This window comes from Streptomyces sp. NPDC017936 (assembly GCF_044328485.1).
In the GTDB taxonomy this organism is placed as follows: domain Bacteria; phylum Actinomycetota; class Actinomycetes; order Streptomycetales; family Streptomycetaceae; genus Streptomyces.
The window spans coordinates 547,311-569,878 of the sequence record NZ_JBIRHK010000003.1 but is presented as its reverse complement, the minus strand read 5'-3'; the positions used below and the strand labels follow the sequence as shown (position 1 = coordinate 569,878).

The 22,568-nt window shown below is 75.4% G+C and carries 17 protein-coding genes, 3 tRNA genes and 1 pseudogene; 11 read left to right on the top strand and 10 right to left on the bottom strand.

What is annotated here, in order from left to right; translation table 11 throughout:
• Positions 1 to 18: 18 nt before the first annotated feature.
• The 3 genes from ACH4F6_RS09105 to ACH4F6_RS09095 all read left to right on the top strand — a co-directional run bounded on the left by ACH4F6_RS09105 (position 19) and on the right by ACH4F6_RS09095 (position 6,197).
• The gene (locus ACH4F6_RS09105; RefSeq protein ID WP_397959247.1) at positions 19 to 1,134 is read left to right on the top strand and encodes an AAA family ATPase; all 1,116 of its coding nucleotides are present in this window, start codon (positions 19 to 21) and stop codon (positions 1,132 to 1,134) included.
• On the top strand, positions 1,124 to 4,573 hold the full coding sequence (locus ACH4F6_RS09100) for an SAV_2336 N-terminal domain-related protein (RefSeq protein WP_397959246.1): 3,450 nt from the start codon (positions 1,124 to 1,126) through the stop codon (positions 4,571 to 4,573). Before ACH4F6_RS09105 ends, ACH4F6_RS09100 begins: the two co-directional genes overlap by 11 nt.
• A 583-nt stretch (positions 4,574 to 5,156) precedes the next feature.
• Positions 5,157 to 6,197 (top strand): rod shape-determining protein, encoded by a 1,041-nt coding sequence (locus tag ACH4F6_RS09095; RefSeq protein ID WP_397959245.1) that lies wholly within the window; start codon positions 5,157 to 5,159, stop codon positions 6,195 to 6,197.
• Between the two features lie 548 nt (positions 6,198 to 6,745).
• On the opposite strand, the gene ACH4F6_RS09090 is transcribed toward ACH4F6_RS09095, so the two are convergent.
• The 3 genes from ACH4F6_RS09090 to ACH4F6_RS09080 form a co-directional block, all read right to left on the bottom strand.
• Positions 6,746 to 7,426 (bottom strand): response regulator, encoded by a 681-nt coding sequence (locus tag ACH4F6_RS09090; protein WP_397959244.1) that lies wholly within the window; start codon positions 7,424 to 7,426, stop codon positions 6,746 to 6,748.
• On the bottom strand, positions 7,416 to 9,479 hold the full coding sequence (locus ACH4F6_RS09085) for a histidine kinase (RefSeq protein ID WP_397959243.1): 2,064 nt from the start codon (positions 9,477 to 9,479) through the stop codon (positions 7,416 to 7,418). The genes ACH4F6_RS09090 and ACH4F6_RS09085 overlap by 11 nt, the downstream gene beginning before the upstream one ends.
• 265 nt (positions 9,480 to 9,744) lie before the next feature.
• Positions 9,745 to 10,458 carry a hypothetical protein gene (locus tag ACH4F6_RS09080; protein ID WP_397959242.1) on the bottom strand — a complete coding sequence of 238 codons (714 nt, stop codon included), beginning with the start codon at positions 10,456 to 10,458 and terminating at the stop codon, positions 9,745 to 9,747.
• A 286-nt stretch (positions 10,459 to 10,744) separates the two neighbouring features.
• Between ACH4F6_RS09080 and ACH4F6_RS09075 the strand changes: the two genes are divergently transcribed.
• Complete coding sequence (locus tag ACH4F6_RS09075) at positions 10,745 to 12,514, top strand: protein kinase (protein ID WP_397959241.1); 1,770 nt, start codon at positions 10,745 to 10,747, stop codon at positions 12,512 to 12,514.
• A 35-nt stretch (positions 12,515 to 12,549) separates the two neighbouring features.
• Positions 12,550 to 13,026 carry a TauD/TfdA dioxygenase family protein gene (locus ACH4F6_RS09070; protein ID WP_397959340.1) on the top strand — a complete coding sequence of 159 codons (477 nt, stop codon included), beginning with the start codon at positions 12,550 to 12,552 and terminating at the stop codon, positions 13,024 to 13,026.
• Between the two features lie 95 nt (positions 13,027 to 13,121).
• Here the strand turns inward: ACH4F6_RS09070 and ACH4F6_RS09065 are convergent, their stop codons facing one another.
• Together ACH4F6_RS09065 and ACH4F6_RS09060 are read right to left on the bottom strand one after the other, a co-directional pair.
• Positions 13,122 to 13,652, bottom strand: coding sequence for an NUDIX domain-containing protein (locus ACH4F6_RS09065; RefSeq protein WP_397959240.1), 531 nt, complete (start codon positions 13,650 to 13,652; stop codon positions 13,122 to 13,124).
• Between the two features lie 131 nt (positions 13,653 to 13,783).
• Complete coding sequence (locus ACH4F6_RS09060; RefSeq protein ID WP_397959239.1) at positions 13,784 to 14,287, bottom strand: class I tRNA ligase family protein; 504 nt, start codon at positions 14,285 to 14,287, stop codon at positions 13,784 to 13,786.
• On the opposite strand from ACH4F6_RS09060, the pseudogene ACH4F6_RS09055 reads away from it, so the two are divergent.
• A pseudogene (locus tag ACH4F6_RS09055) lies at positions 14,265 to 14,411 on the top strand (transcriptional regulator); the annotation flags it as partial. The gene ACH4F6_RS09060 and the pseudogene ACH4F6_RS09055 overlap by 23 nt on opposite strands.
• Positions 14,412 to 14,414: 3 nt before the next feature.
• A complete protein-coding gene (locus tag ACH4F6_RS09050; protein WP_397959238.1) occupies positions 14,415 to 15,272 on the top strand; it encodes a transcriptional regulator in 858 nt (285 codons plus the stop codon).
• A gap of 73 nt (positions 15,273 to 15,345) precedes the next feature.
• On the opposite strand, the gene ACH4F6_RS09045 is transcribed toward ACH4F6_RS09050, so the two are convergent.
• From ACH4F6_RS09045 to ACH4F6_RS09025, 5 genes are all read right to left on the bottom strand, one after another.
• Positions 15,346 to 15,753, bottom strand: coding sequence for a PIN domain nuclease (locus ACH4F6_RS09045; RefSeq protein ID WP_397959237.1), 408 nt, complete (start codon positions 15,751 to 15,753; stop codon positions 15,346 to 15,348).
• Positions 15,750 to 15,983, bottom strand: a complete 234-nt coding sequence (locus ACH4F6_RS09040) for a type II toxin-antitoxin system VapB family antitoxin (RefSeq protein WP_397959236.1) — start codon at positions 15,981 to 15,983, stop codon at positions 15,750 to 15,752. The genes ACH4F6_RS09045 and ACH4F6_RS09040 overlap by 4 nt, the downstream gene beginning before the upstream one ends.
• Before the next feature lie 332 nt (positions 15,984 to 16,315).
• Positions 16,316 to 16,392: transfer RNA gene (locus tag ACH4F6_RS09035), tRNA-Ile, on the bottom strand.
• 192 nt (positions 16,393 to 16,584) lie between these two features.
• Positions 16,585 to 16,657: transfer RNA gene (locus ACH4F6_RS09030), tRNA-Asn, on the bottom strand.
• A 5-nt stretch (positions 16,658 to 16,662) separates the two neighbouring features.
• A tRNA-Asn gene (locus ACH4F6_RS09025) sits at positions 16,663 to 16,735 on the bottom strand.
• A gap of 155 nt (positions 16,736 to 16,890) precedes the next feature.
• On the opposite strand from ACH4F6_RS09025, the gene ACH4F6_RS09020 reads away from it, so the two are divergent.
• The 4 genes from ACH4F6_RS09020 to ACH4F6_RS09005 all read left to right on the top strand — a co-directional run bounded on the left by ACH4F6_RS09020 (position 16,891) and on the right by ACH4F6_RS09005 (position 22,478).
• Entirely contained in the window at positions 16,891 to 17,196 is a 306-nt protein-coding gene (locus ACH4F6_RS09020; protein WP_397959235.1) for a YtxH domain-containing protein, read from the top strand.
• A gap of 51 nt (positions 17,197 to 17,247) precedes the next feature.
• Entirely contained in the window at positions 17,248 to 18,702 is a 1,455-nt protein-coding gene (locus ACH4F6_RS09015) for an FGGY-family carbohydrate kinase (protein ID WP_397959234.1), read from the top strand.
• A gap of 114 nt (positions 18,703 to 18,816) precedes the next feature.
• The gene (locus ACH4F6_RS09010) at positions 18,817 to 20,550 is read left to right on the top strand and encodes an ABC transporter ATP-binding protein (RefSeq protein ID WP_397959233.1); all 1,734 of its coding nucleotides are present in this window, start codon (positions 18,817 to 18,819) and stop codon (positions 20,548 to 20,550) included.
• The gene (locus ACH4F6_RS09005; RefSeq protein WP_397959232.1) at positions 20,550 to 22,478 is read left to right on the top strand and encodes an ABC transporter ATP-binding protein; all 1,929 of its coding nucleotides are present in this window, start codon (positions 20,550 to 20,552) and stop codon (positions 22,476 to 22,478) included. The genes ACH4F6_RS09010 and ACH4F6_RS09005 overlap by 1 nt, the downstream gene beginning before the upstream one ends.
• The last annotated feature ends 90 nt before the right edge of the window (positions 22,479 to 22,568 follow it).

Genomic DNA, 22,568 nt, shown 5'->3' with positions numbered 1-22,568 from the left:
CGCACGGAGAGAAACCCCATGCCCCACTGGTCCGTCTACACCGGGAACAGCCAGCCGCACGACGGCATCGACCGGTTGCCCGCCCCGCCGCCCTGGCGGGCGTTCGACGGCGAGCCCGTCCTGCCGCCGCCCCGGGACCACGACGACGAGGCGGCCGTCTCCCCCGACCGCGTGCACCGGGCCCGCGCCTACGTGGCCACCCCCGAGAGCGTCCAGCTCGTCAACGCCGCGCTGGTCCTGCGCCGTCCGCTGCTGGTCACCGGCCCGCCCGGCACCGGCAAGTCCTCCCTGGCGTACGCGGTCGCGCGCGAGCTGCGGCTCGGACCGGTCCTGCGCTGGAACATCACCAGCCGCTCCACGCTGGCCGACGGCCTCTACCAGTACGACCCGCTGTCCCGGCTGTACGCGGCCCGGCAGGCGGCGTGGCGGGCCGGGGCCGGCGCCCCGGGGGCCGGTGTTCCCGGCGCTGACGGGCCCGGGGCCGGAGCGCCCGGAGCCGGAGCGCCCGGGACCGGTGTCCGCGGCGGCGGTACGTCCGGCGGTGTCGAGGACCACCTGCGTCTCGGACCGCTCGGCACGGCCCTGCTCCCCTACGAGCGTCCCCGCGTCCTGCTCGTCGACGAGATCGACAAGAGCGACCTCGACCTGCCCAACGACCTGCTGAACGTGCTGGAGGAGGGCCAGTACGAGATCCCCGAACTGATGCGCGCCGCCCGTGACCCGGCCGACGGCGCCACCGCCGAGGTCCTCGCCGACGGCACGGGCGTCCCGGTGACCGTGGCGCGCGGCCGGATCCGCTGCCGCGCCTTCCCCTTCGTGGTCATGACCAGCAACGGCGAGCGCGAGTTCCCGCCCGCCTTCCTGCGCCGCTGCGTCCGCCTGAAGCTGCGCCGCCCCGGCCGCGAGCAGCTCACCGAGATCGTCCGCGCCCACCTCGACACCCCGCCCGGCACGGCGGACCACCTCATCGACCGCTTCCTCGCCCGCGCCGCCGACGGCGAGCTCGCCACCGACCAGCTGCTGAACGCCCTCTACCTCACCGGCGTCGCCGGCCTCGACGCGGACTCCCGCGACGCCCTCGCGGACGAGCTGATGCCGTACCTGAGCGCCACGGCGGACGGCGATGGCTTCTGAGCAGGGGCTGCCCGAGGCCCGTACGGGGGCGTCCGCGCCGGCGCGGGAGGCCCCCGCGGGGTCCGGGGCGCCCTCCGCGGGGGCCGGGGCCGGGTCCGCGCAGGAGCGGGCGGGCGACGGCACCGCCGTCCACCGGCTGGCCGCGCTCCTGACCGCCGCCGGGACGTCCGCGCCCACCCCGCTGGAGCTGGCCGAAGTCCTCTGGCTGGCAGGGCAGTCGGCGGACGGTGAACAGCCGGCGCCGGAGGCCGCGCCGACGCCCCCGGCGCGCACCGACGGCGACCGCGCCCCGGACGCCCCCTCGGCCCCCACCGCCCGGACGCGTCACGGCGAGGGCCCCGTCGCCCTCCCCGCGGCGACCGGACCGACCCCGCCGGCCGCCGGCCCCGGCCGCGTCGCGCTGCACCTCCCGGCACCGGCGCCGCCGGCGGAGTCGCCGTCGCCGTCACCGGGCCGGCCGGGGGGCGGGGGCACGTCCCTGCTGGCCCCCGCGCCCCCGATGCTCGCCCGTCCCCTCGACCTCCAGCGCGCCCTGCGCCCGCTGAAGCGGACGGTGCCGTCGGCGCGGGCCCGGCTGCTGGACGAGCGGGCCACGGCGGACCGCATCGCCCGGCTCGGCGCGCACCCGGACGTCTGGCTGCCGGTGCTGCGTCCGGCGCACGACCGGTGGCTGCGCCTGAACCTCGTGCACGACACCGGCCCCACCATGCCGGTCTGGCGTCCCCTCGTCCGCGAAATGCACACCGCCCTCGCCCAGTCGGGCGTCTTCCACACGGTCACCCTGCACCCGGCGGACGCCGACGGCCGCACCCGGTACGTCCCCGGCCCGGCCGACCGCCGGACCGTCACCCTGGTGATCAGCGACTGCACGGGCCCGCAGTGGCGGCCCGGCCCGGCGGGCGACCGCTGGTACTCCACCCTGCGCCGCTGGGCGGCCAGGATGCCGCTGGCCGTCGTCCAGCCGCTGCCGGAGCGCCTGTGGCCGACCACGGCCCTGCCGGCCGAGCCGGGCGTGCTGTCGTCCCCCTCCCCGGCGGCCCCGCTCACCGACCTCGCCTTCGCCCCGTACGACCCGGACGCCGCACCGCGGCCCGCCGGCGCCGTCGCCCTGCCCGTCCTGGAGCCGGACGCCCGCTGGGTCACCCACTGGGCGGCCCTGCTGGCCCGCTCGGGCGGCGGACGGGCTCCGGGCGCGGCGGCCTGGCTCCCGCCCCGGCCCGGCCCGCCGCCCCCGGCCGACGCGGGCGCCGACCCCGCCGCCCTGCCCGCCCGGGACCTCGTCCTGCGCTTCCGCGCCACCGCCTCCCCGGAGGCGTTCCGCCTCGCCGGGCACCTGGCGCTGGCCGTGCCCTCCGTCCCGGTGATGCGCCTCGTCCAGCGCGCCGTGGAACGCGATCCCCGCCCGCAGCACCTGGCCGAGGTGATCCTCAGCGGCATGCTCACCGCCGTCCCCGGCCCGCCCGGCTCGTACGCCTTCCGCCCCGGCGTCCGCGACCTCCTCCTGCGCACCCTGCCCCGCACGGTCCGCGGCCGGACCCGTGAACTCCTCGCGGCCGTGGGCGGGTCGATCGACGACCGGGCGGGCCTCGCCACCGGCGAGTTCCGGGCGGAGACCGGCCGGGAGGACGGCCCGGGGAGCGGTCCGGCGTTCGCGACGGTGAGCGAGGAGACGGTACGGCGGCTGGGCGGGGGCGGCGAGGAGACCCGGCCGAACGGGCCCGCCTCCCCCGAGGGCGACGGGGACGCCGCCCCGCTCCCCCACGCCACCCTCCTCTTCGAGACCGACACCGATCTGGGCACCCGCCCCGAGGCCCGCATCGGCCTCGAGTACGCGGTCCACCAGGTCCTCGACCGCGGCGACCTCACCCCCCAGCAGTACGAGGTGCGGGTCCGCCCCGACGGCTACCGCGTCCGCGTCGCCCCGGACGCCTTCCTCCTGCCGGTGCTCGCCGCCGCCCTGCGCTGGCTCCCGGGCCGCCTGGCCGACCCGGCCGGAGCGCCGCGGCTGCGGGTGACGTTCCGGCCCGGCGGCGCCGGGGCCGCCGGACCCGTCGCGCTCCCGGAGACGACCGCGCCCGTCCTGGTCGTCGTCCCGCCCTCCCTCTACGAGGGCTTCGCCGACAGCTCCGCGGCCGCCGGCCCGCACCGGTTCCACCCGCTGTACGGCGACGCCCCCGACTCCCCGCCGCTCGCCTGGTACTGCCCGCTGCCGGCGCCGCGCGCCGAGGACGAACGGCGGGACCTGGTGCGGGGGCCGTTCCTCACCCGCGACCTGAGGGAGCTGGGCATCCCGGCGCCCGGCCGCACCGCCGTCGTGCACACCCGGCCCGACGGCCCGCTGACCCTGCTCGACCCCGCCGAGCCGTACGGCGGGCGCCCGCCGCGGACGGTGACGTACTACCAGGTCGACCTCACCCCGCACCGCGCCGTCCACCGGGTGCCGCTGCCCAGTTCCGGCAAGGGCGACTTCACCGCGCACGTGGAGCTGACGTGGCGCGTCGTGGACCCGGTGGCGTTCGTGCGCTCCGGCGCCGACCAGGTGTCCGAACGGCTCCTCGCCCATCTGACGCGGGCCGCGTCCCGGATCACCCGCCGCCACTCCCCGCGCCGGGCGGCCGGCGCCCAGCGCGCGGTCGCCACGCAGCTGGGCAGGTGGCCGGTGCCGGGGCTCGCGGTGGCCTGCACGGTGCGGCTGGCGCCGGAGTGGGCGCCGGTCACGACGGGCGACGAGACCGGGGAGCGGCCGCTGACGCCGGCCGGTCTGCTCGCCGGGGCCGAGACCGTGCTGGTCGGCTTCGACGGCCCCCTCACCCGCCTGTTCACGGCCACGACGGCGCGCACGGCGGCTCTGGACCTGCTGGCGCTCGCCGCCGAGCACCGGGACCCGGGGGACGCGTTCACGGGGCGCCCGCTGGCGGTCGCGGCGGCCCGGGAGTCGGTCGTGCACCCGCTGGACGTGCTGCGCGTCTTCGCCCGCGACGCGGTCGGGCCCCTGCTGCGCGACCGGCTCGACGCACTGGAGCTGGCGGCCGTGCCGAACGCGCCGACCACGCACAACTCCGTGGCCCTGGTGCGCGCGCTGTACGCGGCGGGGCGGCGGGTGGCCGTGGTGACGGACGTGTGCGAGGAGGCCGTGCACCGGTATCTGCAGCCGTACCGGCTGCCGTTGGCGGGGGTCCACGGCCGGGACGGGGACCTGACCCTGCTCACCCCGCACCCGGACTGTCTGCTGCGCGCCCTGCGCTCCCCGGACGCCCCGGCCGCCACGGGGGTGCTGATCGGCTCCTCGGTGGCGGAGCTGACCGCCGCCCAGCAGATCGGGCTGCGGTTCATCGGTCTGGCCCGCAATCCGACCGTCGAACAGGATCTGCGGGCGGCGGGGTGCCAGGTGACCGTGCGGTCGCTGGCGCCCGTGCTGGAGGCGGCGCGGGCGCTGTGACGCCCACCGCCCCGGCGACGGCCGGGGCAGGGGCCCCGGCGCCGGCTCGCGCCACGCCGGCCTCCGCCGGCGGCACCCGCCGTACGGCCACAGCCCGGGCCCGCTGCACCCGCGCGGACCGTCGCACCCGCGCGGACCGCCACGCCGGCTCGCGGCCGACCCGGCGGCAGACCCCCGCGCGGCGGCTCCTGCCCACGGCAGCCCTCTCGGCGGAAGTCTCCCGTGCGCGGGCTCCTCCGCACGCCTCCCCCGCGCGAGCCCCTCCGCACGGCAGCCCCTCCGCACGGCAGCGCCCCCGGCGGCAGCGCCCCGGGCGAGCTGCTCCCACCTCCGGGAGCCCCCTGCGTCCGCTCCCGGCCGCGACGGCTGTCCCTTTAGCATCCCCCGGGCCGGTTCCCCGTTCCCCGGCGGAGACACAGCGCGGCGGAACCCCCGTTCGGCGGCTGCCCGCCCGGCCCCCTCCAGCAGGCGCCCGCCCTCCCGGCCCCGCACGATGGCGAAGGAGGCCACCGCCCGGCGGCCCACGGAGGAAGGCCCGCCCGCCGGGCGGCCGCCACGGTACGCGCTCTCGGGAGGACCCGCCATGACCGCCAGTCTGGAGCAGTTGCGCCGCTGCCACTTCGCCGTCGACCTGGGAGCAGCCCGGACGCGGGTGTACGTGAAGGGGGCCGGGCTCGTCGTCGACCAGCCGTCCGTCGCCGCCGTGAACACCCGGACCGGCGCGCTGATCGCGGTGGGCGAGCTCGCCGAGAGGATGACCGGCCGCACGCCCGACTACATCCGGGTCGTCCGCCCGGTCTCCGGCGGCACGGTCGTCGACATCGAGATGGCGCAGCGCATGCTGCGGCACCTGCTCGGCGACAAGATCCGCCGGCAGCTGCGCCGCAAGCCGTTCCTGCGGGCCGCCGCCTGCACCCCGCACGACGCCGACCCGCTGGCCCAGCGCGCGGCCGTCGAGACGCTGGTCGGCCTCGGCGCCCGGCGCGTGGAGCTGGTCGACACCCTCATCGCGGCCGCCGTCGGCTGCGGGCTTCCCGTGGAACAGCCCGAGGCCACCATGATCATGGTGTGCGGGGCGGCCGCGACACAGGTCGCCGTCCTCTCCATCGGCTCGATCGTGACCGCCGAGCGCGTCCCCGTGGGCGGGGAGGCGGTGGACCACGCGATCGTCCAGCACCTGCGCCACGAGCACGAGCTGATGCTGCCGAGCCAGTCCGTGCGGCCGCTCCAGCTGGCCCTGTCCGGCAACGGCCTCACCCCGCAGGGCCCGGCGACCACGGAGATCCACGGCCGGGACGTCGCCACCGGACTGGCCCGTTCCGTCAAGGTCGACACCGCGGCCGTGCGGGACGCGATCGAGACGCCGCTGACGGCCGTGCTGGACGGCATCGGCCGGGTGCTGCGGGCGTGCCCGCCCGACCTGGTGGCCGACCTCGCCGACCGCGGGATCATGATGGTCGGCGGCTCCGCGCTGCTCCCCGGGTTCGACCAGATGCTGCGTCAGGCCACCGGCATGCCGGTGCACATCGCCGACCGGCCCGACATCTGCGCCGCCCAGGGCCTGGGCGCGATGCTGGAGGGCAGGATCCGGCCGCTGACCCTGACCCCGATCCCCACCGACTGACCGACCGGGCCCGCCCCGGGCACCCGACCGCATCCCGGCCCGCCCCGGGCACCCGACCGCATCCCGGACGGCCCCTCCCGGACGGTCCCACCCGGACGGTCAGCCGCCGACCGGCCCGCCTCCTCGACGACCGGCCGCCGACCGGTCCGCCTCCCGGGCGGCGGACCACCGGCCGGCCCGCTCCCGCACGACTCCTCCGGCGGCGCCCGTGCCACGGCACCCGCGTCGCGCGCCCGGCCTGCCCGCGCGCACCGGCTCCGGGTCACCGCCCCCGCGGCCGGCCGGACGTCCCGCACGGGGAACCCCGACGACCACCGGACGCACCGAGAGCGCGCGGGCGGCACCGCGTCGCCGTTCGCCGTTCGCCGGGTACCGCGGGACCCGGATCCCGGACGGTGAGGCGTTCGACGGCGCCGGGGCACGGGCGCCCCGCTCCCGTTCACGCACGCCCCGCCGGGCCGGCGGAGCGCGGCGGCCGCCCGGTCCGGCCGACCCCGGAACCCGTACCCACGAGCCCGCCGGGCGGCGAACCGCCGCCCGGCGTCCGCTCAGCTCCCGCCCAGCCCCGCCCGGCGCGCCCGCACGATGGCCTCGGACCGGCTCGCCGCCTGGAGCTTGGTGAGGATGTTGGACAGGTGGTTGCGGACCGTCTTGGGGCTGAGGACGAGCCGGCGCGAGATCGCCGGGTTGTCCAGCCCCCTGGCCACCAGGTCGAGCACCTCCCGCTCGCGGGCGGTCAGTTCGGGCAGCGCGACGGGGGGCGCCCCGGCGGTGCGCAGGCCCGTCAGGTGGGCGACGGCCCGGGAGGCGACGGCGGGACCGAGGATCACCTCGCCGTTCGCGACGGCACGGACGGCCCGCTCGATCTCGGCGGGGGCCGCCCCCTTGAGGAGGTAGCCGCGGGCCCCGGCCCGCATCGACGCGAAGACCGAGTCGTCGTCGTCGAGCATGGTCACCACGAGGACGGCCGTGGCGGGCCGCAGCCGCAGGATCTCCCGGGTGGCCTCCACCCCCGACGGCGTACGGTCGCCGAGGTGCAGGTCCATGACGACCACACCGGGGCCGTGCGCCCGGACGGCCGCCACCGCCGACTCCAGGTCCTCGGCCTCGGCCACCACCGTCAGTCCCGGCAGCGAGCCGAGCAGCGCGGCCATCCCCATGCGGAACACGGGGTGGTCGTCGACGACGACGATCCGGACGGTCCCCGGGTCCGACGCCTCAGCCGGCACGGCCGCTCACCTCTTCCTCCTGTTGCTCCTGCCCGGGACCGGGCGTCAGGGGCACGTCGAGGACGACGCGGGTGCCGCGGCCGTCCTCCCCGGGCTGCCAGGTGACCGTGCCGCCGACGGCCTCCGCGCGTTCCCGCAGCGACTGGGTGCCGACCCCGGCGCGGGCCGCCGTGCCGACCCCGCGGCCGTCGTCCACCACGCTCACGGTCAGCCGGGGCCCCGCGTCCGGCGCGAGGCCGGTCAGCGTCACCGCGCAGGTCCGGGCCCCGGCGTGCCGCGAGACGTTGCGCAGCGCCTCGGCGACGACGGCGTACACCGTGCCGGCGACGTCCGGCGGTACGTCCCGCGCGCCCGTGGGCGGCACGTCCGGCCCGCCCGCCGGAGGCGCGTCCCGCACGCCCGCCGGGGGGCCGTCGGCGTCGGCGCGCACGACGACCCGGAGGCCGTCCGCCTCGTGACGCATGACCAGTTCGCGCAGGGCCGGCACCAGGCCCAGCTCGGCCAGGACCGGCGGCACCAGTCCCCGGGCGAGCACGCGGACCTCCTCGACGCGGGCGTCGACCTCCGTGCGCAGCCGGCCCAGCAGGGGGCCCGCGGGCGAGTCGCCGGGGAGCAGGTTGCGGGCGGCGGCGAGGCCGAGTCCGATGCCGGCCAGCGCGGGGCCCAGCTGGTCGTGGAGTTCCCTGCGCAGCGCGCGGCGCTCGTCGTCGCGGGCCGCGGCGAGCCGGCCGCGGGACTCGCGCAGGGCGCGGGTGACGGCGGCGAGGTGCACGGCGGTCGCCACCACCGGGGCGACCTCGTCGAGGGCGGCGCGGGCGCGCCGGTCGAGCCGTTCGCCGGGCCGCGCGGTGACCACGAGGGTGCCGGCGGCGCGCCGGCGCACCACCAGCGGCACGGTCACCGGCTGTCCGCCGGCCGGTTCGCCGACGCCGGCCAGGGTCTCCCCGGTCTCGTCCCGTACGCGCACCGACCCGAGACGGAAGGACGCGGCGACGCTCTCCGCCATGCCGGTGAGCGCCTCCTCGGGCCCGGCGGCGCTGCCCAGGTGGCGTCCGACCCGGCTGAGCGCCCCGGCCGTCGGCTCCCCGTGCACGAGCCGGTCCACGCGGCGCTGGAGCCAGCCGCGGGCGGGCTGGATCCCGGCGGCCGGCACGGCGGTCGCCAGCACCCGCCCCAGCGCCCCCTCGCCGGGCAGCAGCAGTCCGAGGACGGCGACCGTCAGGAGGTACCCGGCGACGAGCAGCCCGGTGAGCAGCCACCACACCAGCGCGCGGCTGACGACGAGGTCGATGCCCCACAGCCGCTGGCGCAGGACCGCGACGAGCACGGCGGCCGGGAAGAACGCCTGCGAGGCGAGGTGCGTCAACGGCGTGAACGGCGCCGACGAGGCCGGTCCCCCGTCCGCCCACACGACCAGCGGCAGGAAGGTGGCCGCGACGAGCGCCGTGCCGATCGCCAGCCAGCCCAGGCCGCGCGCCTCCGGGTCCCGCCGGCGGCGCCGTGCGGCGTGGGCCGCGGCGCCCAGCCCGAGCAGGACGACGGCCCCGAGCAGCACCCGTTGCGCCGGTTCGACCAGCCGCGCCCAGTCGGCGTCCCGCACCGGCAGCGGCGCGTGGGACCGCGGGGCCGCGGGCCACGGCCAGGGATCGGTCAGCCGGACCGCGAGCAGCCCCGCGATCAGCAGCACCCCGGCGCCGATCGCCGCCCGCACCCGGGGCGTGGCCGGCCGCTCCGACACCAGGTAGGGCACGACCAGGATCAGCGCGAGCGTCCCCGGCACCCAGGCCGTGCCCTGCAGGACCGACCAGGCCGGCGGCAGCGCGTCGGGGCCGGCGTCCCGCGACCGCAGCAGGGTCAGCTGGGCGGTGACCGCGGCGACGCCCCCGCCGACGGCGGTCAGCGCGACCAGCCAGGGCACCGGATGACGGCGCCTGCTCAGGACGACGGCCGCGACCAGCCCGTACACCAGGGCGTCGGCGGTGTCGACGACGAAGTACCACTGGGACGTGTCCCAGGGCGCGTCCGCCGCCCCCGCCAGAACGACGGCGGTCACCGCGAGCCCCCACGTCACCACGAGCACGCCGACGGCGGGGACCCGATGGCCCCCGCCGTCCCCGCCCCACCGGGCCGGTACGCCTGTTCCCCCCACGGGCCCAGCCTCGCAGCGGGCGGTCCCGGTTGTCACCGCGGCGCGGTCGTCACTGCGCCGCCGCTACGCCGAACGCCGGTCGTCGCCGCCGCGCGATGACGTAGGACCCGCCGCCGTCGCGCGGTGGCGCGGGTCCCGCCGCCGCGCGACGACGCAGGACCCGCCGCCGTCAGCCGAGGGCGTCCGGCCGGCGGCCGAAGGCGAACGCGGCGCCCAGCACCAGCAGGTAGGGCACGCCCGCGAACAGCGCCATGTACTGGAACGGCACCAGCTGCGTGACCAGCACCAGGAAGCCGAAGATCCCGCTGACGACGCCGATCCAGCGGCTCACCGCGCCCTGCCGGAACGCGGCGACGACGAGGGCGGCGGCGGTGAGCAGCAGCCCCGACCAGACCCACCCGTAGGTCCCGAGCTGGGCGAGTTCGCCGATGACGGTGTCCGGGTCGGTCCTGTCGGCGTTGCGCAGGTGGTGGAAGACCTCGGTGCCCATGCCGGCGCCGACCAGGCTCATGACCCCGACCAGGAGCATGCCGAGGTACGCCGTCGTCGGGACGAGACTGCCCGCGGGGCACTGCCGTTCGAGCCGGCGCCGCAGCCCGGCCCCGAAGAGGACCGCGCCCAGCGCGGCCGCGGTGAACGCCACCTGGGTGACGAACACCCAGCCCTGGGCCGAGCCGTCGAACCGGGCCAGCATGCGCGCGTTGTCCCGCAGGTCGGCCTCCTCGAACGGGTACAGCGGCCCCGTGGCGGCGAAGACGGCGAGTCCGCCGAGCGCGGTGACGATGCCTCCCCAGGCCCAGCCGCGCCCGTCCCGGGCCGCGCGCGGCGGCTCGAGGACGGCGGGGTGGCCGGCGGTGGCCGGATCGGAGAGCGGTGTGGACATGGTTCCCCCGTGGAGTGCCGTGCTGTCTGCTGACGGATGCGCGCCGGCCCGCGGAACCGGCGTGCGGTGCCACTCTGGCGCGCCGGGTGTCCCGGGGGCATGGGGCCGGTGTCCCGTTCGGCCGGGCGGGACGGCCCGGGCGAGCCGCCCCCGGGGGGCGGCCGGCGCCGGCCGAGGAACGGTGGGACGGAAGTGGGAGAAATCCTGACCGGACGCCGGGGCTCGGCTAGCCTCGTTCTCTCTTGAGGGGGAACTGGCGTACGTCGAAAAGAACTTCGGGGGACCCGTGTCAGAACAGCGGCCGGCGCCACCGGACCCGGCGGCGGACGAGGCCGCCGCGCTGCGGCGGACCGGCGCCTCACCCCTGCGCGCCGGCGACCCGGACCGGGTCGGCCCCTACGTGCCGCTCGCCCTGCTCGGCAGCGGGGGCATGGGGAGGGTCTACCTGGCGCGTCCCGTGGACGGCCGTCCCGGCCTGGCCGCGGTGAAGGTGATCAGGCCGGAGTACGCGGAGGACCCGCGGTTCCGGCGCCGGTTCGAGCGGGAGGCGTCGGTGCACGCCCGGCTCCGCACCCCGCACACGCCGGGGCTGTGCGGGACGGGGTTCCGCGACGAACTGCTGTGGATGGCCACCGAGTACCTCCCGGGGCTCGACCTGGCGCAGGCCGTGCGCGCGGACGGCGCCCTGGAGCCGGGCGCGGTCTGGCGGTTGGCGGCGCAGCTGGCGCAGGCGCTCGTCGACCTGTCCGCCGCCGGGATCGTGCACCGGGACCTCAAGCCGTCCAACGTCCTGCTGTCCGTCCGGGGCGCCCATGTGATCGACTTCGGCATCTCCCGGGCCGCCGACGCGAGTTCGATCACCGGCACGGGCAACCGGGTGGGAACGCCGGCCTACATGTCGCCGGAACACCTGCGGACGGGTCGCTCCGACACGGCGTCGGACGTGTTCGCGCTGGCCGGGACGCTCGTCTACGCGGCCACGGGCCGGGCGCCGTTCGGCGACGGCACGGGCGTCGACGTGATGCACCGGGTGGCGTTCGAGGAGCCGGATCCCGAGCTGCTCGGCGGCATCACGGCGGCCGACGAGACGCTCGGGGCGCTGCTGTCCGCCTGCCTCGCCAAGGAGCCGGGGCGGCGGCCCGCTCCGCAGGACCTCGTGGAGGCGGCAGCGGCGCACGGCGCGCCCTCCGGCTGGCCCGAGCCGCTGCGCGCCAGGGTGCTGGACCGGCAGCGGGCGTACGAGGTGCTGTACCGGCTGCCCGCCCGCGGGGCCCGCGCGGCACCCACCGGCGCACGGGTCGGCGCCCCCGCCCCGGCCCCCGCCCCCGCTCCTCCCGCCGCCGGGTCCCCGGCGTCGCCGACGGATCCGTCCGCCGCCGGGCCGGACCGGTCCCGCCCGCCGGCGGCCCGGCTCCGGGCGCGGAAGCCGGTGCGGGCCGCCGTCGCGGTCGCCGCCCTCTGCGCGGTGACCGCCGGGATCCTCGTGGCCGCCCGCCCGGACACCCCGGCGACCGCGCACTCCCCGGCGTCCGGTCCGACGGCCTCCGCCGGGTCCGCGCCCGGCGCCACCGCTTCCTTACCGGCCCCGCGGGCGTCGGGCGGAACGTCCGCCGAGGACCCGGCCGGCAGCGCCGCCCACGCCGACGCCGGGCACCCCTCGGACCTGGTGGCCTCGACGCCCGCGTCCTCGCCCGCCGCGGCCGGCGACGGCAGCCGGGACGCCCCCTCCGCGCCCGCCGCCGAACCCGGCGCCTCCGCCGGCGCCGGCGCGTCTCCGGACGGCCCGTCCTCCGCTCCCGCGACCCCGCCGTGGATCTCCGAGTGCACGTACTACTCCGGCAACGGCCGCACCCGCCTCGGGGACAGCGGCAGACGCGTGTCGCAGGTGCAGTGCATGCTGACGCACCGCGGCCGTCCCGTGGGGGACGGCGGCGTGGACGGCCTGTTCGGCTCCGGGACGGAGTCCGCCGTGCGGAGTTTCCAGAGCTCCAGGGGGCTGGACGCCGACGGCGTCGTGGGCCGCGAGACCTGGGAGGCGTTGCGCGACACGGAGTGACCCGGGCGCACCGCCCCTGACCGTGCTCCGCCGGGATCACCGCGAACGCGGGCGGAGACGTCACGCGGGCCGACCTGCAAGCGGCCCACCGAGCCCCGTCGGAACCCGTGCGGCGCCTGTTCGACGACCTCACCGCCGTCTGCCTCGGTGATCCCGCCCAGTGCTCCCCGACGCCCCGGGCCGGTGCGGAGAAGCGCCTCGAGGTCGAGCATCCGCTGGTGGTCTCCCCTCCGGAGACCGGCGAGCGCGGCTTGTGCTTCAGCACCTCCGCCGTACGGATCCCCGGCTTGGACGAACTCGAGGAAGCGACGGTCAGGCGGCTGCTCCTCGAGCACGTGACCCGGGCCCGCTTCACGGTCCGGCACCGGTGGCAGCCGGGCGACATCGCCGTGCGGGACAACCGCGCCGTGTGGCATCCAGCCGTGGACGACCACGGCGACGTCCCTCGCCTCGGCCGGCACGCGTCCGTGGTGTCCGACCGGCGTCCGGGCTCGGCGACGGCCGCGGCCTGAGCACCGCCGCGGTTCTCCCCGGTGCGCGTGGGCGCCGGGATCGCTCCTCGGCGCCCACGCGCGTGTGCGGGGCTTCGTCGCCGCTCGCGGGCGGACTACGGCATCAGCGCGGCGTGCTCGTGCGAGAGGTACGCCTGCATGACCGACGTGTGCGCGGGGAACGCGAGTTCCACCGGTTCGTAGAGGACGAGCCACTCCGTCGCCTCCTCCGTGGCCACCGATTCCGGAAGCCCCTCCGCGGCGCGCGCGGGCAGCAGGGCGAAGAGGTCCAGCGTGTTCACGGCGCTCCGCGCGTCGAAGAGTTCGGCCTGCTCCGCCGAGGCGTCCAGGCCGGTCTCCTCCTTCAGCTCCCGCACGGCGCCCTCCTGCCAGGTCTCGCCCACCTCGAGGTAGCCGCCGGGAAGAGCGAGCAGGCCACGGCACGGCTCGATGTCCCGGCGGACGACGACGAGCCCCCGGTCGCCGGCTTCCGTGGTGACGGGCTGGAGCGCGACGGCGACGGGGAGGGGGTTGGCCCAGCTCGTCTCACCGCATCCGGCGCAGTCCCTGGGCCACCCGGTCCCGGCCCGGTAGCGGAAACCGCAGAACGGGCAGTGCGTGACGCGGCGGCCTCGTGTGTATCCCATGGGGGCCCCATCCCTCCTTCGTGCTTCTGAGGAAAACAACACGGTCGATCGGCGGACACCGTCCGCGCAAGTCATCGGGGGCCGTGTCCGCCCGCACGGCACGCAGCCGTGCGGGCGGACGGTCGCGTCGGTCAGCCGCGGGCCGGCACGAAGTTCACGAGCTTGGGGGCGCGCACGACGGCCTTCGCGATGTCCGCGCCTCCGAGTGCCGCCCGGACCTTCTCCAGCCCCGGGGCCAGCTCCTGCAGCTCGTCCTCGCCGGTGTCGGGCGAGACCACGAGGCGGTCCCGGAACTTGCCGGCCGCCTGGACGACGCAGGTGACCTGCTCCTCGACCAGGAGCGCGGGATCGGCGTCGGGCCAGCCGGCCCCCAGGACGGAAGGGGTCTGCCCGAGCCGGACCCAGCACTCCTCCGCGGTGAAGGGGGCCACGCGGGCCAGCATGCGCACCAGGGCGGCGGTGCCTTCCCGGACCGCCGCGTCCTCCGGCCCCGGCCGCCTGTCGACCGCCTGCCTGAGCGTGTCGGTGAGCTTCGTCAGGCAGGCGATGCCGACGTTGAACCGCTTGGACTCCATCGCATGGGTGGTGTCGTCGACGAGCCGGTGAACGACGCTGCGCCCGGAGGACGTCGGCATCTGCGCGCACCCGGCCCGCCGCCGCCTCACCGGTCTGCGCCGGGAGGAGCCGGCCACGCTCGCCGGCGTCGGCATCACCCACTGCACCCGCCTCGAACAGGGCCGCGCCAGGAGCGCCTCGGACGGCGTGCTGAACGCGATCGCCCGCACCCTGCGCCTGACCGACGACGAGACCGCGCACCTGAAGGCCCTCGCCCGCCCCGCCGCCGCCGTCTCCCGCCCGGCCGCACCCCGCGTCGAGCACGCCGGCGCGTCGGCACGGCAGCTGCCGGCGGCCATGGCGGAGGTACCGGCGCTCGTCCTCGACCGCCGCAACGACGTCCTCGCCCGGAACCGGCTGGGCCACGCCCTGCTCGCCGGGCACCTGCCGGCCGGGAGCCCCGGCGCCCGGGACGACCGCCCCCATGTGACCCGGACGCTCTTCCTCGACGAGCACCACCGGGAGCTCTACACCGACTGGGACGAGGAGACCCGGCTCGCCGTCGCCTCACTGCGGCAGGTCGCCGGCCGGCACCCCGACGACCGGCGCCTGGCCGAGCTCGTCGGCCACCTCACGGTGCGGTGCGAGGAGTTCGCTTCCCGTTGGGCCCGCCACCCGGTGCGCGCCTGCGCCTCGGGCGTGAAGCGGCTGCGTCACCCGCTGGTCGGCGCCATGGACCTCAGCTTCGAGAACCTCGTCGTCCCCGGCTCGTCCGGCCGGCGCCTGATCGCCTGCACGGCCGAGCCCGGCTCGCCCTCCGAGGCCGCTCTGCGGCTGCTGGGCGGCCTCGCCGCACCGGAGGCCGAGGACGCGTCCGCGGCCGTGTGGCACCTGCTTGTCGTACGCGGTCCGAGCGGCGTTGGCCCCGCACACGCGGGAACAGCTCTCCGCCCGTCGTCACCGTCGCTGCGCGCACGTGGTGGACCCCGCGCCCGCGGGGGCAGCTCCAAGGCGGCGGGCGCGTTCGGTGCGCCGAAGCTGTCGGCTTCGCGCATGCGGGGATAGGTCGTAGTGATGCGCCCCGGAGACATCGATCACCGAGGTCAGAAGCCGACAGACGTGTTCCTGCCTCCGGAGATCAGGCTCGTGCGTCTCGCTGCTGGACTTCCTTGAGGACTCCGGCCACCGTCGCGAAGTCATTGTCCACGTGGAGGACGGTGTGCCCATGGTGTACAGCTGTCGCACACACCAACAGGTCGATCGCTCCCGCCGCCCGATGCCGGCCCCTCTGGGTCAGTTTGTACTGGGCGGTGTCGACCCACCGCCAGGCGTTCTTCGGAACCGGGGAGAGCAGACAGAGCGCGTCCAGTTCCTCGGCCAGCTCGTCTCGGTGAGACGGGCTGGTCGCCGAGTAGAGGAATTCGGCACGTGTCGGCTCGCAGAGATGGAACACCCCGGCGGCGATGTGTCCCTCCCAGGGGCGCAGCGCACCTGGGGTACGGAACAGATGCCACAGAGCCGAGGTGTCGACCAGATACGTGATCACTCGAAGACCTCGCGCCGCGCACGCTTCTCGGCTTCATGCGCCGCTGCGGCCTGCTCGAACTCGCCGCGCTCACCTCGCGCGGCCAGCTTCTCCGCGGCCTCAAGCCTCCTGATCCGCGCCACGTAGTCCCGAAGCGCCGCGTTGACGGTCTCCTTCTTCGTCGTGGCACCCATGAGCCGCATGGCCTCGGCCAGCGCCTCGTCGTCGAGATCAATCTGCGTGACGGACATCGGACACCCCCAACATCCACGATGTATGCATCCAAGATACGTCACCAACATCGGACGCAGCCATCGATCACCAACAGACCACGCGAGGGAAGCGTGCTGGATGTCGGGGCGTTCCCATGGGCCGCTTCCCGCCACGGGGCGAGCCGGCGGAGACCTGCTCGACGTCGACACGAAATACCGCGTAGGCGCCATGCCCGACTTGACCGGAATCGGCGTCCAGAATTCGTCCAGACGATCATGAAATCATGATCACGACAGGGTCGCCAGGCCCCCCACACCCTCGCCGCAACCGGCAAAGCTACTGGTCAGAAGGTTTCTTCTCACGTAGCGAGTGGTGGGGCGGGTGGGACTCGAACCCACGGCCGACGGATTATGAGTCCGCTGCTCTAACCGGCTGAGCTACCGCCCCATAGCGGCGTGTCGCGTACATGCGTGCGCGCCGTCTGCCGCAGCATAGCCGCTCATACGATCTCACGCTCCACCTGGTCCGACGTCGCACGACCAGGAGGACCGCGCTGCGACCTGCACGGTTCCCGCCGACGGGAAACCGATGGGGAGACCGACATGAAAAAGGACCCCTGTGGGGTCCTCGATCACGATGCTCCCCCGACTGGACTCGAACCAGTAACCTGCCGGTTAACAGCCGGCTGCTCTGCCAATTGAGCTACGGAGGACCGAGCTCCCCCGACTGGACTCGAACCAGTAACCTGCCGGTTAACAGCCGGCTGCTCTGCCAATTGAGCTACGGAGGAATGCCTCGTCGCATCGAACGTACCTCCCTGGGTATTCGCCAGGGGGCGGGCGCTCGCTGCGACACATACATTAGCGCAAGCAGGGGGGTGCTCCGCCAATCGGTTCCCCCGGCACCGATGCCGCACCACAGACCTCCACGGGAAGGGTGGCCGTCATGCGCTACCGGCTCACGTTCGTCGTCGGACTCGCCCTGGGTTACGTCCTGGGCACGCGAGCCGGACGCGAGCGCTACGAGCAGTTGAAGAAGTCGGCCCAGCAGGTCGCGCAGAATCCCGCGGTGCGCAACACCGCGGAGTCGGCGGCCCAGCAGGGCCGCCAGTTCGCGGGCCGGGCCTACCACGTGGTGAGCGCGAAGGTCGGGGACCGCATGCCGGACTCCGTCGCGGACCGGGTGCGGTCCCTGCGGGAGCGCTCCGCGCACAGCAACGGCTCGGACGACTGGGGCACCAGTAACACCTAGAGGTGCCGGAGCCGACACGGCCACCCCTCGCGGTGCGGCAGAATTTTCGCCATGGGGATAGTCGCCGGGTTGGACAGTTCGCCCGATTTCACTCGTATCGTCGTCTGCGACACGGACACGGGGGCCGTGCTCAGGCAGGGATATGCGCCGCATCCGGTGGAGAGTCCTCAGGCCGGGGGACGGCCCAGCGACGTCGATCCCCAGGCCTGGCTGCTGTCCCTCGGGGAGGCCGCCGGCGGCGGGCTGCTCGAGGGCGTCCAGGCCATCGGGGTGTCCTCGCAGCAGAACGCGGTCGTGCCGCTGGACGCGCAGGGCAACACCGTGCGGCCCGCGATGGTCGGCGGCGACAAGCGGGCGCAGGTCGCGGCGGCCGATCTGGTGGACGCGCTCGGGGGACGCGGGGCGTGGGCGCAGGCGGTCGGCTGCGTGCCGCAGGCCGCGCAGCCGGTGACCAAGCTGCGGTGGCTGGCGAAGAACGAGCCCGAGGCGGCGATGCGGACCGCCGTGCTGATGCAGGCCCACGACTGGCTGGTGTGGCAGCTGCTCGGGCGGCCGGTCCGCAGGACGACCGACCGGGGCGGGGCCTCCGGCACCGGGTACTGGTCGGCGGCGACCGGCGGCTACCGGCCCGACCTCGTCGAGCTGGCGCTGGGTCACCAGGTGATGCTGCCCGAGGTGATCGGGCCGTCCGACGCGGCCGGCACCACACCGGAGGGGCTGCTGATCTCCGCCGGCACCGGCGAGACCATGGCGGCGGCGCTCGGCCTCGGGCTCGGGGTGGGCGACGCGGTCGTCTCGCTCGGCGCCTCCGGGTCCGTGATGGCGGTGCACCCCGAGGCGCTCGTCGACCAGGGCGGGATGATCACCTCCCTGGCGGACGCGACGGGCATGCACCTGCCGGTCGTCACCACCCTGAACGCCGTACGGACCCTGCGCGGGGCCGCCGAACTGCTCGGGGTGCCGGACCTGGAGGGTCTGTCGGATCTGGCGATGAAGTCGACGCCGGGGTCCCACGGGCTGGTGCTGCTCCCCTATCTGGAGGGTGAGCGCACGCCCAACCTGCCGCACACGGCGGGCACGCTGGCGGGGCTGCGGCGCGAGTCGATGAAGCCGGAGCACTTCGCGCGGGCCGCCTTCGAGGGCATGCTGTGCGGGCTCGCGGACGCGCTCGACGTGCTGCGCGGGCGGGGCGTGGAGGTCCGGCGGATCTTCCTGCTCGGCGCGGCGGCCGAGCTGACGGCCGTGCAGGCGGCGGCGCCCGCCCTGTTCGGGGCGCAGGTCGTCGTACCGCAGCCCGCCGACTACGCGGCGATCGGGGCGGCGCGGCAGGCGGCCTGGGCGCTCGGCGTGTCGCAGGGGACCCTCGATCCGCGGACGCCGCCGGCCTGGCAGGGGGCGGCGGCCCAGGTGCTGGAGCCGGGCGAGGAGCTGGCCGTGGGACAGGCGGTGCGGCAGCAGTTCGTGTCGGTGCGGGAGCAGACGCATCCGTCGGCGTTCCGCCAGTGACGGCCAAAAGCACGTCCGCGCCGGGTTAATCGGTTGAGGTAACGCCGGTGGGGTGTCCGACGATAGGGGCCACGGGCAGCCCATGCCCCTCCCGCCGACTCCGAGAGACGTAGCGTGCTCATACGACTTCTGCGGACCTATCTCAGGCCCTACAAGAAACCCATCACCCTGTTGGTGCTGCTGCAGTTGCTGCAGACCTGCGCCACCCTCTACCTGCCCACGCTGAACGCGGACATCATCGACGACGGCGTCGTGAACGGGGACACCGGATACATCCTGTCCTACGGCGGCCTGATGATCGGCGTCTCGCTCGTGCAGGTGGTGTGCAACATCGGCGCCGTGTACTACGGCGCCAGGACCGCCTCCGCGCTCGGCCGGGACATGCGGGCCGGCGTCTTCGACCGGGTCCAGTCCTTCTCCGCGCGCGAGGTCGGCCACTTCGGCGCGCCCTCGCTGATCACGCGGACCACGAACGACGTCCAGCAGATCCAGATGCTGGCGCTGATGACGTTCACCCTGATGGTGTCGGCGCCGATCATGTGCGTCGGCGGCATCGTCATGGCGCTCGGTCTGGACGTGCCCCTGTCCGGGGTGCTGGTGGGCGTGGTGCCCGTGCTGGGCATCTGCGTGACGCTCATCGTGCGGCGGCTGCGGCCGCTGTTCCGGTCGATGCAGGTGCGTCTGGACACGGTGAACCGGGTGCTGCGCGAGCAGATCACCGGCAACCGCGTGATCCGCGCCTTCGTCCGCGACGAGTACGAGGAGCAGCGCTTCCGGCAGGCCAACGCCGACCTCACCGACATCTCGCTGAAGGCCGGCAACCTGCTCGCGCTGATGTTCCCGGTGGTCATGACCACGGTGAACCTGTCGTCGATCGCCGTGGTGTGGTTCGGCGCCCACCGCATCGACAGCGGCGGGATGCAGATCGGCGACCTGACCGCGTTCCTCGCCTACCTCATGCAGATCGTCATGTCCGTGATGATGGCCACCTTCATGTTCATGATGGTGCCGCGCGCCGAGGTCTGCGCCGAGCGCATCCAGGAGGTCCTGGGCACGGAGTCCAGCGTGGTGCCGCCGAGCGCGCCGGTGCGGGAGCTGCGCCGGCACGGGCACCTGGAGATCCGGGGCGCGGGCTTCCGCTATCCGGGCGCCGAGGAACCCGTGCTCAAGGCGATCGACCTGGTCGCGCGGCCCGGGGAGACGACCGCCGTCATCGGCTCGACGGGCAGCGGCAAGTCCACGCTGCTCGGGCTGGTGCCGCGGCTGTTCGACGCCACCGACGGCGAGGTGCTCGTCGACGGGGTGCCGGTGGCCGACGTCGACCCCCAGGTGCTGGCGCGGACCGTCGGGCTCGTGCCGCAGAAGCCGTACCTCTTCGCGGGGACGGTCGCCAGCAACCTGCGCTACGGCAATCCCGACGCGAGCGACGAGGAGCTGTGGCACGCGCTGGAGGTGGCGCAGGCCAAGGAGTTCGTGCAGAAGCTGGAGAACGGGCTCGACTCCCCCATCGCGCAGGGCGGGACGAACGTCTCGGGCGGTCAGCGGCAGCGGCTCGCCATCGCCCGCACGCTCGTGCAGCGGCCGGAGATCTACCTCTTCGACGACTCCTTCTCGGCGCTCGACTACGCCACCGACGCGGCCCTGCGGTCGGCGCTCGGGCGGGAGACCGCCGAGGCGACCGTCGTCATCGTCGCGCAGCGCGTGGCCACCATCCGGGACGCCGACCGGATCGTCGTGCTGGACGAGGGGCGGGTCGTGGGCACGGGAACGCACCGCGAGCTGATGGCGGACAACGAGACCTACCGGGAGATCGTGCTCTCCCAGCTGACGGAAGCGGAGGCTGCCTGATGGCGGGGCCCATGGGGCGGATGATGGCCGGGAGCGGCCCCGAGAACCGCTCGCTGGACTTCAAGGCGTCCGGGCGGCGGCTGCTCGCCCGGTTCGAACCGGAGCGGCTCACGCTCTACGGGATGCTGTTCTGCGTCGTGGTGAGCGTCGGCCTCAACGTCGCGGGGCCGAAGATCCTCGGCAGGGCCACCGACCTGGTCTTCGCCGGCATCATCGGGCGGGAGATGCCGGCGGGGGCGAGCAAGGAGCAGGTCCTCGACTCGATGCGGCAGCGCGGCGAGGGCGACGTCGCCGACATGCTCCGGAGCACGGACTTCACGCCGGGCGAGGGCATCGACTTCGGCGCCGTCGGGAACGTCCTGCTGTTCGCGGTGGCGGTGTTCCTGGTCGCCGGTCTGCTGATGGCGGTGGCGACGCGGCTGGTGAACAGGGCCGTGAACCGCACGGTGTACCGGATGCGCGAGGACGTGCAGACGAAGCTGTCGCGGCTGCCGCTGTCGTACTTCGACAAGCGGCAGCGCGGTGAGGTGCTGTCGCGGGCGACCAACGACATCGACAACATCGGGCAGACCCTCCAGCAGTCGATGGGCCAGCTCGTCAACTCGCTGCTGACGATCGTCGGTGTGCTGGCGATGATGTTCTGGGTGTCGTGGATCCTCGCCCTGGTCGCGCTGGTCACCGTGCCGCTGTCGGCGGTCGTCGCCACGAAGGTGGGCAAGCGGTCGCAGCCGCACTTCGTGCAGCAGTGGCGCTCCACCGGCCGGCTGAACGCGCACATCGAGGAGATGTACACCGGCCACACGCTGGTGAAGGTGTTCGGCCGGCAGCGCGAGTCGGCCCGGCAGTTCGCCGAGCAGAACGACGCGCTGTACGAGGCCGGGTTCAGGGCGCAGTTCAACAGCGGGATCATGCAGCCGCTGATGTTCTTCGTGTCGAACATCAACTACGTGCTGGTGGCGGTCGTCGGCGGTCTGCGGGTCGCGTCCGGGTCGCTGTCCATCGGTGACGTGCAGGCCTTCATCCAGTACTCGCGGCAGTTCTCGATGCCGCTGACGCAGGTCGCCTCGATGGCGAACCTGGTGCAGTCGGGCGTCGCCTCCGCCGAGCGGATCTTCGAGCTGCTGGACGCCGAGGAGCAGGAGCCCGACCCGGTGGCGGGCGTGCGGCCCGAGGAACTGCGCGGGCGGGTGGCGCTGGAGCACGTCTCGTTCCGCTACGACCCCGACAAGCCGCTGATCGAGGACCTCTCGCTGGTCGTGGAGCCCGGCCACACGGTCGCGATCGTCGGGCCGACCGGAGCGGGCAAGACGACGCTGGTCAACCTGCTCATGCGGTTCTACGACGTCTCCGGCGGGCGCATCACCCTCGACGGCGTCGACATCGCCGCGATGTCCCGGGACGAGCTGCGCGCCGGGATCGGCATGGTGCTGCAGGACACCTGGCTGTTCGGCGGCACGATCGCGGAGAACATCGCGTACGGGGCGTCCCGGGAGGTCACCCGGGGCGAGATCGAGGAGGCGGCGCGGGCGGCGCACGCGGACCGGTTCGTCCGGACGCTGCCCGACGGCTACGACACCGTGATCGACGACGAGGGCAGCGGGGTCAGCGCCGGCGAGAAGCAGCTGATCACCATCGCGCGGGCGTTCCTGTCCGACCCGGTGATCCTCGTCCTCGACGAGGCCACCAGCTCCGTCGACACCCGTACCGAGGTGCTGATCCAGAAGGCGATGGCGAAGCTGGCGCACGGGCGGACGTCGTTCGTCATCGCTCACCGGCTGTCGACGATCCGGGACGCGGACACCATCCTCGTGATGGAGAACGGGTCGATCGTCGAGCAGGGCGCGCACGCGGAGCTGCTCGCCTCCGGCGGGGCGTACGCCCGGCTGTACGAGGCGCAGTTCGCCCAGGCGGTGGCCGAGGTGGACTGAGTCGGCGCCCGGCGCCGGGCCCGGGCGGGGGGTGGGTGCGCCGGCCCGCGCGTGCGGGGTGCCGCCGCGCCCACCCGTGCCGCCCGGGGC

What these genes read in the sequence shown, in the direction of transcription:
- ACH4F6_RS09005 (WP_397959232.1), top strand. Translation starts at nt 20,550, where the DNA reads ATGGCGGGGCCCATGGGGCGGATGATGGCCGGGAGCGGCCCCGAGAAC.
- ACH4F6_RS09095 (WP_397959245.1), top strand. Translation starts at nt 5,157, where the DNA reads ATGACCGCCAGTCTGGAGCAGTTGCGCCGCTGCCACTTCGCCGTCGAC.
- ACH4F6_RS09065 (WP_397959240.1), bottom strand. Translation starts at nt 13,652, where the DNA reads ATGGGATACACACGAGGCCGCCGCGTCACGCACTGCCCGTTCTGCGGT.
- ACH4F6_RS09040 (WP_397959236.1), bottom strand. Translation starts at nt 15,983, where the DNA reads ATGTCCGTCACGCAGATTGATCTCGACGACGAGGCGCTGGCCGAGGCC.
- ACH4F6_RS09105 (WP_397959247.1), top strand. Translation starts at nt 19, where the DNA reads ATGCCCCACTGGTCCGTCTACACCGGGAACAGCCAGCCGCACGACGGC.
- ACH4F6_RS09060 (WP_397959239.1), bottom strand. Translation starts at nt 14,287, where the DNA reads ATGCCGACGTCCTCCGGGCGCAGCGTCGTTCACCGGCTCGTCGACGAC.
- ACH4F6_RS09080 (WP_397959242.1), bottom strand. Translation starts at nt 10,458, where the DNA reads ATGTCCACACCGCTCTCCGATCCGGCCACCGCCGGCCACCCCGCCGTC.
- ACH4F6_RS09100 (WP_397959246.1), top strand. Translation starts at nt 1,124, where the DNA reads ATGGCTTCTGAGCAGGGGCTGCCCGAGGCCCGTACGGGGGCGTCCGCG.
- ACH4F6_RS09020 (WP_397959235.1), top strand. Translation starts at nt 16,891, where the DNA reads ATGCGCTACCGGCTCACGTTCGTCGTCGGACTCGCCCTGGGTTACGTC.
- ACH4F6_RS09015 (WP_397959234.1), top strand. Translation starts at nt 17,248, where the DNA reads ATGGGGATAGTCGCCGGGTTGGACAGTTCGCCCGATTTCACTCGTATC.